Consider the following 10,600-nt stretch of genomic DNA (forward strand, 5'->3'; position numbering starts at 1 on the left):
TTTTACAGTTCGGACTTCCAAGATAAATGAACAGTCAATTAGAAATAGTTGGCTGTTTGTTTTTATAGAAGAGATTGGAAGTTGTATAAAGAAGGGAAGTTAAGTTGGGGTGAAATGAAGGAGAGGTATAATGACCCTAATAGATATAGACCAGAGCTTCCTTCAACTAATAGGAGTCATAAATTAGAAGAAAAAGACAATTAATCTAAAAAATATTAATAGATGGAATTAAATATAGGGGCAATTTTTATAAGTAATAGGATTTTGCAAGATAAAGAGCCACCTACTTGGATGTATAGAGAAGAACCAAGTAATGAAGGAGATAGTGGTTGGAGAGTTTTTTCAGGAAATGAAGATGATGAATATCTTGACAATCCAGATAATTTTAAATTAGTCTCTGCAGATCAGTTGATAAAGATTGATAATGAAATAAAAGTCAATTTACTAGCTCCTTATGGTTTTTCTTTCGAGAAAGATTTGCAAACTAACGAATGGGTTATAGTGGATGGAGAAGAATGAAATTCCTCCCCCGCTGGGTTATAGAATGCGCTAGTTCGAGTCTGCGACTCGGACTTCCATATGAGTAAGCAGATAAATATAAAGACCAGTTATAGAGATATAGCTGGTTTTTTTATTGCGCCAGTTTTTGCATTTTACGTTTTGTCAGAAAGGCATCAATAAAAGTTTTAATAAGGGTAGCGTACTGTACTTCTACTTTTTGTTAAAATACGAATCGTAATGACGAATGAATGACCGTGAAACGGTCAATTAGCCCTTAAAAATAACTTGTTGGATGTTATCTTCTTGATAATAGGGACTTCCAGATGATAACAGCCCGTTAGAAACGATCCATAGGGGGCTGAACGGTCTAAAAACCGTTAAGAAGGATCTGTTGGATGTCCTTACGTGGGGGAGTTTAAAAACAAGTTGCTCCTCTTTCTTAATAGGAATTCAGGTTTGTAGTTGGGACTTTTATAAGAATGATAGATGAGAAACCGTCAATTAACAATAAGAGAAAATAAAGAATCAAAATGAATCATTCAGGTAACATTTTATCCGGTCATGACACCTATCTAAATATTAGTATCGTACCTTAAGAAAATAAAAATATGAGGAAAATTTTAGTAGTATTATTGTTATTAGGTGTAGTGGTATCCTGCTCGGAAGATGAATCTACCCCCAATGAACAGTCTCCTGAGTTCCCGGAGAACCTAAGTCTTATAGCTCAAAAAGTGGCAGCAGAAGATACAATAACAATCCGTGGAGAACATTTTTCTGATCAGGAAATCTATACTGTTACCTTTGCAAAAAATAAGATCGGAAAGCTAATAGAAACCCAATCAGAGGTGTTAAAAGTACAAGTTCCTAAAGAAGCTCAGTCAGGAGAAGTAAGACTAACCTATAAAAATCGTACGGAGGTTGTCGGGACTGTTGTGATTATAGAATTTCCAAAGGTGACACACCTTTCTAAAACATCACTAAATACCGGAGACCTGTTGACAATTCATGGAAGCGGGTTCTTGACAGATGAAAAGTACACGGTTACTTTTACGGATAGTGTAATAGGAGCGCTACAGGAAATAACAGAAAATACTATCCAGGTAGTAGTACCGGAAAATGCAGAAAGTGGTACAGTAACCCTGACCTACAATGGAGAGACTAAAGAAATAGGAGCGATTGAAATAATTCAAAAAGAAAAAACCCGGCTTTTTGCCTATGTGGCATATGATAAAATCGTAGAGCTGAATCCGGAAGATGGTGCTGAGATTGAGACGATTGCTACTGTAGGAGCAGACTATCTGGGGAAATTGAACTATTCCCCGATCAATGATGAACTGATAGGATTGCAGTCTTATGGTGCTGTCACCCCGAGTTATGATTTTACAAGAATACATATAACGACAGGCGAAGTGTCCCGAACAGAACTAAAACACTATGAAGATTTAGTGATGACAGCTGAAGGAAAACTCTATGCCTATGTAGCATACGATAAGATTGTAGAACTCAATCCGGAAGATGGTACTGAGATCGGTACAATTGCTACGCTGGGAGCAGATTATTTTGGCAAAATGGTTTATGCAAAGGCGACCCATGAATTGATAGGATTACAGTCCTATGGAACCACTACTCCGGGGTATGATCTTACAAAAATAAATATTGCCACAGGAGAAGTGTCCCGAATCGTACTAAAACATTATGAGGATTTAGTGATGACAGCTGAAGGAAAACTCTATGCGTACGTGGCATACGATAAGATTGTAGAGCTGAATCCGGAAGATGGTACTGAGATCACTACAATTGCTACGCTGGGAGCAGATTATTTTGGCAAAATGGTTTATGCAAAGGCGACTCATGAATTGATAGGGTTGCAATCCTATGGAACAACCACTCCAGGGTATGATTTTACAAAAATAAATATTGCCACAGGCGAAGTGTCCCGAACAGAGTTAAAGCATTATGAGGACTTGATTATAAAAAATTAAGACGTGAATGAGAAAGTCTCCTTCCTTTGATAATTGTACATAAGGGGGAAAGGCTGCCGTAAAGAGGAAAGAATACAAACAAACGAATGAAAAAAGAAGAACTACAAGAGAAGTCTACAGAGAAATTGCGATCTACATTAAAAGGAAATAAAATTGTTGTTGGAGCCCTGGTAGGTATACTGACCTTTTTGCTTCTTATAACTATTTACGGGCTGATAGTAAAAGAAGAAAAAACAACTTTTATAGCGTTGTTGTCTGTTGTTTTTTCCTGTGGAGCAATTCTTCCGGGACAATTTAATACAATCAAGAAGATAAAAGAAGAGCTAAAAACAAGAGAAAATAAATCATAAAGAGATCCGGAGTGGGAGTGCTGAAAAGAAAATGAAATCGGTATAGAGGTACAGGAACACATAAAAAAGGTATCTTTAAGTGATAAATCAAGAGGAGCAAATTTCGGCAAGTTGTATGATAAAATTAGAAGAAGTAACAAATACTCCTGCGTTTTCGAGTCAGTTAGAGAATAAGATGCTGTACGCTGATCATTCCCGGGATATTTCCATATCCTATCAGACGACGTATACATTAAAGTATGTAATAGAAGGGGAGAAACAATATTACTATAATCAGCAGCGTATAAAGGTGTCAAAAAATCAATACCTTCTTCTGAATGCCGGTAATAAGATTACTACTGAAGCAAAAAAAGGAACCAAAGGATTATCACTTTTTTTAGCTCCCCGGTTGATTGATGAGATTTATGGATATCATACCAATACAGAACTTCCCCTACAGTTTCTGGAAGTTCCTCAGGAAAATAACAACAGTCATATTGCCTTTTTGCTGACCAGGGCTGCACAACTCTATAGAGAACAACCTGATGTTTTTAAACAAGAAAAGGAAGCCCTGTTTATCAGAACTTCAGAACTCATTGTGCAAGAACAAATGGCGCTCCAAAGAAAGTTTGGTAAGTTGAAAATAGTAAAACACGATACCAAAAAAGAATTGTATAAACTAGCAATAGGAGCCAGAGAGTATCTACACGATCATTATAAGGAACAATTGTCGCTTGAGCGGCTGAGCAAGGATATCGGGATGAGTAAGTATTACCTGCACCGACTGTTTACAGAAATTTATGGCAAGACACCTCAGAGTTACCTGACTGCAATTCGGTTAGAAAAAGCCAGATATCAGCTGCAGAATTCTGCAGCAGCTGTTATGGAGATAGCTGTCGACTGTGGTTTTGATACCGTAGCGTACTTTTCTAATACTTTCAAAAAACATACAGGGTATACCCCTTCGCAATTCAGGAAACAAAACTGAAATCCGCAAGATATTACAAATCGATCTGGAACTTCTTATCTATTTTTGGAAGTATAAAATCAGTGCTACATGATCGAATTAATAGCTCATATTACAGACCCCCATTTGGATGAAGCTTTTCCGTTTAAGAAACAGAAAGTCCCGAGGAAACGACTATATAATATCCTGGAAGATATCGAAAAAAAGAAATGCTCCCGGATTGTTTGTACCGGAGATATAGGAGAAAATACAGCATTGCCTTGTTTTTTTAGCCGGCTAGAGGGAACGTCTTTTTTTCTTACTCCAGGGAATCACGATCAATATGTAGCCGTTGCATCATATTATACCAGAGGAATTGTACCTACCTCAGAGAAGATATATACGAGCACTCAAAACAATACCTATAAAACTATCTATCTCGACTCGTCAGCATCTGTAATAGATGACGAACAATTACATTGGTTAGCGAATGAGCTGTTGACCTCGCTTCCTGTTGTTATTTTTATGCACCATCCCGTTTTGGGATTAGAAGGAGCGGTAGATAAAATAGGGCACCTTCAGAATAGAGAAGCAGTAGTAGCAATATTGACCAAAACAACATCTCAGGTTACAATCTTTTGTGGTCATTATCATATGGACGATTGCAGGCAGTACAAAAATATAACTCAATATATAACTCCTGCTATAGCATATCAGATAAAAACAAATCCTGATGCGATAACAGTAGATACAACAGTTAGTGGTTATCGAATGATTTATATAGAAGAAGGGAAAATCTCATCAACCGTTACATTATTCCATTATGCAGACTAAAAAACAATCCTTACAGGAGAGTCTTATGAATGTGAGTATAGGTTTTTGTATAACCATGATATCATTACATTTGATATTCCCCTTGTTAGGGATCGAAAATCACTCAGGAAAAAATAGCATCATTACAGGATATCTAACCGTACTAAGTATCATCAGGAACTATGTGATCAGACGTTTTTTTGTCAGAATAAGGAAGAGAAGGGAGTAACACGAAAGGTGTTTTTTATAAGCAGTGAAACCTTGTAGGACTCTTTTGTGCTGTCATTAATATAGGTGTCAGTTGGTGAATTGATAATAAGCAGTAACTTGTATATAATTAAAGTAATTATAGTATATATGGTAGTACGAAAGAAGTTGTAAGCGCTTCTTTCGTACTACAGATAATCATTATTGTTTGATTTTATATAAGAGAATACTGTCCTCCTCTCCTTTGACAACAAACTCTAGATGCGGATCTTTATCAATATTCCCCAGACTTATAGCCGACTGTCCATACACTGGGAAATTAGGAAGTAGCTGAGCGTTACTGTCGTAGAGGTATACTTTTTTAGACTGGATGTCAGTAATGCTTACATAGATTTTATTATTGATAAAAAATAAGTGAGGAGTTGCATATACAGCATGTTCCAATTCAATGGTTTTTCCCTTAATTGTCAATTTGTTTTCAGATAAAGTAACCAGGGTTTTATTGGTAGAAACCATCTTGTGGAATTGCTGTTGCTCTGGATAAGATACATTTCCCTGCGGGTCTATTTGTACCAGTTTACCATCTTTGTTTATCGAAGTAAACTTGTCTTGATATTGATACCACTCATTCGCAGAGAAGTTAATATACCCTTTGGGCTTGACTCTCGCTTTCCCCACTCGGCTTAGAATATTCATGGTTCCGTTCTCCTCCGGGATGATGATATAATCCTTACCTTTCATTCGGAAATGCTTAGGGGGCAATACAATATTGGTTTCTGTATTTTTAAACGTAAATCCAGAAACAATTTTAGCTTTTCCGTCAAACATTTTTACTTCATTCCCTTGGGTGATCATAATTCGATAGCGCTTGTTCTTATCATAATCAAATAGCGACAGCGGAAGCGTGAGCTCTTTATTAAAACGTTTAGGGTAGGGAGCTACACTATTTCCATCTCGGTCAATAAGGTAGACACTTCGTGCAGTGTTGAATAATAATTGATAGCGACCGTTTTTATAAATATCTATTTGCTTAATGTCACCCAGAATAGCCCCGTCGATTTGTTTTTTCCAGAAAATAGCGCCCTTTTCAGAAATGAGATAGAGCATGTTGGTGACATCCTGTACGGCATAATCCATTCCTTTGGTTCTGTGGTTTTTAACTAGAATGGGGTCATTTAATAGTTTGTTTTCTAAAGAAGTAGCAGCAATCTGAGCCACCGGAGAGGTGTTGTCATCGGCATGGTTTTTTTTGAAAACCCCGTGAATATGAGCAAAATTATGCTCTTTGATCACCTGTAGGGCAGCATGTTGGTACTCTTCAGATTTGACATCACTCCATTCCTTTTTATAAGGGGCAGCGGCATGATTCGCAATTCGTTCTTTTATGTTTTTTACAGTATTGACCAGTAAAATGGAAGATTCATTCGATAGCTTGTCGATAGATGCTGTATAGTTCGTTTGTTGTGCTAAGATTGTTTTATTGATAATGTTAGCAATGATGGTTTGCAGCGCATTTTTAGAAGTAGCAAAAATGACAAACTCTTCGTGAACAAGATATAGATCTCCTGAAAAATCAGGGATCAGTGGCGCAAGAATATTGCTGAACTTTAGCGGGCGTTCTGTTTTATAAATAGGGACATTCCGATATGAATCGATCTCCCTGCCATCAATATGCTCTGTGACTAATTGGATATCATGTGCAGTCAGGCTAAGAAGCATTTCATTTTCTAAGTGAATCATACTGATCTCAGATACTTCCTGCAAGATTTCATCCAGTTCCAGAGGGATATCCCTTAATTCCCGGTCCTGAGCCAGTGCCAGGTTTTTTTTGAGTATAGAAAAATCATCATATGTATAGGAGGTAAATCCCTTAGCTGTGATAGGTGTGATTTTGGCAACCTGATTCTCCTGAGGGGCAAGATTGTCAAAAATACCAATCGTACTGGATAAAGAATCTTTTTCTATAGCAATTCCATCCAGATAGATAGCATGTTGATCAATGGTGGTGTCCAAAGAAATCCACCCACTGAAATTTGCAATCCCTAGAGAGGGAGCCTGTGCTTCAGGAAGGAGGGAGTCGTGAATGTTTTTTAACTTATGACCATTGACCAGTATAGAAAGCGGAGTGTTGTCATTCGCAACCTGAAAAGCCTTTGTCAGATCAGAAGAGGTCATTTTATTTTTCTCCTGTAATCGGATGGCATTCTCGATGAGAATCTGAGAAGATGATGCGATGAGGATACTATCCTGTTTAGTGGCAAAAAAAGTGCCCTTGTTAGAAGTAATTTTTTGAAATGTTTGCTCGGCGTATTGTATGGACTCTATGGTTTTCTCATGGAGAGAATCAGTAGCGATGAGACCCGGAGAGTATTTAGAGATGAATGTGTATTCATAGTCGTTTTTACCCACAGGAGAAAAACATAAAAGGCCATTACTATTTTCCTTATTTCCTTCAATAACAGGTAAAGAATTGAAATAAGAAAACAACTGTAAAGAAGCGTTGTTTTTTATAAAGTCATTGTCTCTGAGGTGACTTTTGGCTTTTTCTAAGTCGTTGATTTTAAAAATAACCTGAGCGTCCGAAGGAACATAGTCAATTAATGTATTACTTTTTTTAGGTGCGTCATTACAGGATAAAACAAGGAGGTAAAAAAGAGCTAAAACTATTTTCTTCATATGATATGAACTTTGCTTCTTTATTAAGGTAATAGGAATTATGTTAAGGACAAAGATAATTAATTGAAATCTAGTGAGAGCTGTTCAGGAAGTAATCTGAAGCTTTTTCTGTGATATTTGGTGATTCCATACTGTCTGATGGCTTCACGATGTTCTTTTGTAGGGTATCCTTTGTTTTTTTTCCAATTGTACATAGGAAATTCCTCGTGTATTTTTTTCATATATTCATCCCGATATGTTTTGGCCAGAATGGAGGCCGCAGCAATGTTTAGATATTTTCCGTCCCCTTTTATAACGCAGGTATGTGGAATATTGTTGTAAGGCTTAAAACGATTTCCATCCACAGCAATGTGTTCAGGTACAGGAGAGAGCTTTCCGATAGAACGTTGCATGGCTACAATAGAAGCGTTGAGAATATTGATCTGATCGATCTCTTCCATAAATACATGTGTCACACTATAGGACAAAGAACAGTCTTCTAATAGCGAACGAAGCAAGTTTCGTTTGGATTCGGTAAGCTGTTTCGAATCATTGAGTATTTCATTGCTAAAATTATCAGGAAGAATAATGGCAGCAGCAGTAACCGGACCAGCAAGACAACCACGCCCTGCTTCATCCGTGCCGCATTCTATTAAATCGGAATGTAATTTTAATTCGAGCATAATACGAAGATACAGCATGAATGGATTAGGAAAAAACTAATTTTTAAAATACCAGATAAAAACAAAAAAGGATCGTGATTTACTTTCAGTAAAAAAAGTATATTTTTGCCTCCAGTTCGATATAGCAATGAAGAAAAACATCTTATTTATCATCGTAGTAATCATGGCTTGTGTTGCGAGTGCACAGGAAAATGAAATAGGGATTCAGAGAGAAGGACAGAAGAAGACGAGAAAAACCTTTGAAGAAGCCAGGAATGAACGAAAAAAAAGAAAGAAAAGACCTCCGATTACAGCGTATAAAATAATTGATGTTTATAACGATACTACCTATGTAGATACCTCATTAACTATTCAGAAAGATTATAACTTTAATTATCTTAGGAGAGATGATTTTGGGTTACAGCCAATACACAATGTAGGGCAATCTTATAATAGTATGATCAAGGTAGAAGAAAGACAGCACCTGTTGCCTCTTTTTGGGGCTCGCGCCAGACATTTTAACTTTATGGAAGTGGAGGATATTAAGTACTATAATGTAGCGACCCCTTTGTCCGAGATTTATTTCAAAACTACCTTTGAGCAAGGACAGCAAATGGATGCATTTATCACCGTAAATACATCTCCCAGATTAAATCTTTCTATCGCTTATAAAGGGGTGCGTTCTCTGGGGAAATTTCAGCATGCCCTGACCAGTACAGGGAATTTTCGCTCTGCGATCAGTTATCATACCAAGAATGAACGCTATGCTGTAAAGACGCACTTTGTAGCTCAGGATTTAATGAATCAGGAGAATGGAGGATTGTCAGAAGCAGGAAAAGAACAATACCTGGCAACAGGAGAGTATGTAGGAGATGATGATAAATTCGCAGATAGAGGTTCGGTAGAAGTAAACTTTAGAGATGCAGAGAATGAATTGCTAGGAAAGCGATTCTATCTTGACCATGCTTATGCGCTGATATATAAAAAAGATTCGGTAACAGATACCCGTTTGCTCTTAGGACATATGATGAATATGACCGACAAAAAATATACGTTTGTTCAAACAGCAGCAAATGCTCTTTTTGGAGCTTCTTATAAGGCAGGATCGCAATCAGATAAAGTAGCATTAGAGGATTTTACCAATGAAGCTTACCTGCAATATCAGCATAAGTGTTTGGGGAAGGTAAAAATTATAGGAGGGTATTCTGATTATAACTATGGCTACAATTCCCTGTTGGTGAAACAAAATGAATCAGGAGAAAGCATCAGTATCCCCAATAGGATAAAAGGAAATGTTTCTTTTGTCGGAGCAGCCTATAAAAATACCTTCAGAGGTTTTTTGATAGATGGGTATGGCAAGTATATTGTTTCAGGAGATCAGGAGGGAAATTATGCAGGGTTTAGTCTGGGGTATACCACAAAAAATAAAATAGGGTTAAAAGGAGGAGTAACGATTCAGAGTGTTGCTCCCAATTATAACTTTTTGCTATATCAGAGTGACTATGTGGGGTACAATTGGGAAAATACATTCGAAAACACAGATACTAAAAAACTATATCTTGATGTGATGATGAATGCCTGGGGAGACCTGCAGGCTAGTCGTACTTCAATAGATAAGTATGCGTATTTTGTGAAAGAAGCAGGACAGTTGACAACTCCGATGCAGGCGACAGAAACGATTAATTTACTAAAGCTAAAGTATAAGCATACTTTCAACTATCATAAACTAGGATTAGACAATACAATTGTTTATCAAAAAGTAGATGGAGGAGATCAGATATATAATGTGCCGGAAATTACCACGAGAAATACCCTGTACTTTCAGGATAAGTGGTTCAAAAAGGCATTGTTCTTCCAGACAGGAGTAACTTTTAAGTATTTTTCAAAATACAGTGCAGATGGATATGACCCTTTGTTGGCGGAGTTCTATGTCCAGAATGAAGAAGAAATAGGAGGGTTCTCTCAGTTTGATATTTTCTTTAATGCCAAAATCAAACAAACCCGTATCTTTTTTAAAGTAGAGAATTTTGGAGAAGCGTTTAGTCAGAACCGGCAATTTTCAGCTCCGGGTTATGCAACCAGAGATGCTGTTTTACGCTTTGGTTTAGTCTGGAACTTTTTTATGTAAAGCTAAGTTTTTGTTTGATAGCAGATTGCTAAATAATTTAAAAAAAACGCAAAAAAAGTATTGCTGAATATGAAAAAGGTTGTATGTTTGCACCCGCTTAGCCGAGGGGCTGATGTTCATTGAAAACGGGGATTTTAAAGGAGTAAGTATTTAGAGATACTTGCTTTTAAAAATCATTAAAAAGCACACTTTTTTGTTTCGGTAAAATACATGTTTTCTTGTAAGAATAGTTGTAGGTTATCGAGTAATTATAGCAAGTTTTTTGTTAGGTAAACTATGGTTTATTTAAGATTTAAAAACTGTTATAAAAAAGTAAAAAAACTTTAAAAAAAGTTTTGTCAGAAACAAAAAAGGTTTGTATGTTTGCACCCGCTTAT

The 10,600-nt window shown here is 36.8% G+C and carries 10 protein-coding genes; 8 read left to right on the plus strand and 2 right to left on the minus strand.

What is annotated here, in order from left to right; translation table 11 throughout:
- The first annotated feature begins 48 nt into the window (after positions 1–48).
- The 7 genes from ACFSTE_RS09440 to ACFSTE_RS22830 all read left to right on the plus strand — a co-directional run bounded on the left by ACFSTE_RS09440 (position 49) and on the right by ACFSTE_RS22830 (position 4,800).
- The gene (locus ACFSTE_RS09440; RefSeq protein ID WP_378253269.1) at positions 49–204 is read left to right on the plus strand and encodes a GH-E family nuclease; all 156 of its coding nucleotides are present in this window, start codon (positions 49–51) and stop codon (positions 202–204) included.
- Positions 205–222: 18 nt separating this feature from the next.
- Positions 223–519, plus strand: a complete 297-nt coding sequence (locus ACFSTE_RS09445; RefSeq protein WP_378253271.1) for a DUF2185 domain-containing protein — start codon at positions 223–225, stop codon at positions 517–519.
- Positions 520–1,109: 590 nt separating this feature from the next.
- Positions 1,110–2,483 (plus strand): IPT/TIG domain-containing protein, encoded by a 1,374-nt coding sequence (locus ACFSTE_RS09450; RefSeq protein WP_378253273.1) that lies wholly within the window; start codon positions 1,110–1,112, stop codon positions 2,481–2,483.
- An 86-nt stretch (positions 2,484–2,569) separates the two neighbouring features.
- Positions 2,570–2,833, plus strand: coding sequence for a hypothetical protein (locus ACFSTE_RS09455; RefSeq protein WP_176027330.1), 264 nt, complete (start codon positions 2,570–2,572; stop codon positions 2,831–2,833).
- Between the two features lie 79 nt (positions 2,834–2,912).
- A complete protein-coding gene (locus ACFSTE_RS09460) occupies positions 2,913–3,800 on the plus strand; it encodes a helix-turn-helix transcriptional regulator (protein WP_378253275.1) in 888 nt (295 codons plus the stop codon).
- 69 nt (positions 3,801–3,869) lie between these two features.
- Positions 3,870–4,592: a metallophosphoesterase family protein gene (locus ACFSTE_RS09465; protein ID WP_378253277.1), complete on the plus strand. Its 723-nt coding sequence runs from the start codon at positions 3,870–3,872 to the stop codon at positions 4,590–4,592.
- Positions 4,593–4,617: 25 nt separating this feature from the next.
- Positions 4,618–4,800: a DUF7220 family protein gene (locus ACFSTE_RS22830; RefSeq protein ID WP_449224262.1), complete on the plus strand. Its 183-nt coding sequence runs from the start codon at positions 4,618–4,620 to the stop codon at positions 4,798–4,800.
- A 179-nt stretch (positions 4,801–4,979) separates the two neighbouring features.
- On the opposite strand, the gene ACFSTE_RS09470 is transcribed toward ACFSTE_RS22830, so the two are convergent.
- Together ACFSTE_RS09470 and ACFSTE_RS09475 are read right to left on the minus strand one after the other, a co-directional pair.
- Entirely contained in the window at positions 4,980–7,454 is a 2,475-nt protein-coding gene (locus tag ACFSTE_RS09470) for a hypothetical protein (protein WP_378253281.1), read from the minus strand.
- A gap of 59 nt (positions 7,455–7,513) precedes the next feature.
- Positions 7,514–8,116: a ribonuclease HII gene (locus ACFSTE_RS09475; protein WP_176027326.1), complete on the minus strand. Its 603-nt coding sequence runs from the start codon at positions 8,114–8,116 to the stop codon at positions 7,514–7,516.
- Positions 8,117–8,243: 127 nt separating this feature from the next.
- On the opposite strand from ACFSTE_RS09475, the gene ACFSTE_RS09480 reads away from it, so the two are divergent.
- Positions 8,244–10,223, plus strand: a complete 1,980-nt coding sequence (locus tag ACFSTE_RS09480) for a putative porin (protein WP_378253283.1) — start codon at positions 8,244–8,246, stop codon at positions 10,221–10,223.
- The last annotated feature ends 377 nt before the right edge of the window (positions 10,224–10,600 follow it).

Source organism: Aquimarina hainanensis, assembly GCF_042684685.1.
In the GTDB taxonomy this organism is placed as follows: domain Bacteria; phylum Bacteroidota; class Bacteroidia; order Flavobacteriales; family Flavobacteriaceae; genus Aquimarina; species Aquimarina hainanensis.

Bases quoted from the DNA above. Each gene is read 5' to 3' on its own strand.
- ACFSTE_RS09445 (WP_378253271.1), top strand. From the start codon at position 223: ATGGAATTAAATATAGGGGCAATTTTTATAAGTAATAGGATTTTGCAA.
- ACFSTE_RS09450 (WP_378253273.1), top strand. From the start codon at position 1,110: ATGAGGAAAATTTTAGTAGTATTATTGTTATTAGGTGTAGTGGTATCC.
- ACFSTE_RS09455 (WP_176027330.1), top strand. From the start codon at position 2,570: ATGAAAAAAGAAGAACTACAAGAGAAGTCTACAGAGAAATTGCGATCT.
- ACFSTE_RS09465 (WP_378253277.1), top strand. From the start codon at position 3,870: ATGATCGAATTAATAGCTCATATTACAGACCCCCATTTGGATGAAGCT.
- ACFSTE_RS22830 (WP_449224262.1), top strand. From the start codon at position 4,618: ATGAATGTGAGTATAGGTTTTTGTATAACCATGATATCATTACATTTG.
- ACFSTE_RS09470 (WP_378253281.1), bottom strand. From the start codon at position 7,454: ATGAAGAAAATAGTTTTAGCTCTTTTTTACCTCCTTGTTTTATCCTGT.
- ACFSTE_RS09475 (WP_176027326.1), bottom strand. From the start codon at position 8,116: ATGCTCGAATTAAAATTACATTCCGATTTAATAGAATGCGGCACGGAT.
- ACFSTE_RS09480 (WP_378253283.1), top strand. From the start codon at position 8,244: ATGAAGAAAAACATCTTATTTATCATCGTAGTAATCATGGCTTGTGTT.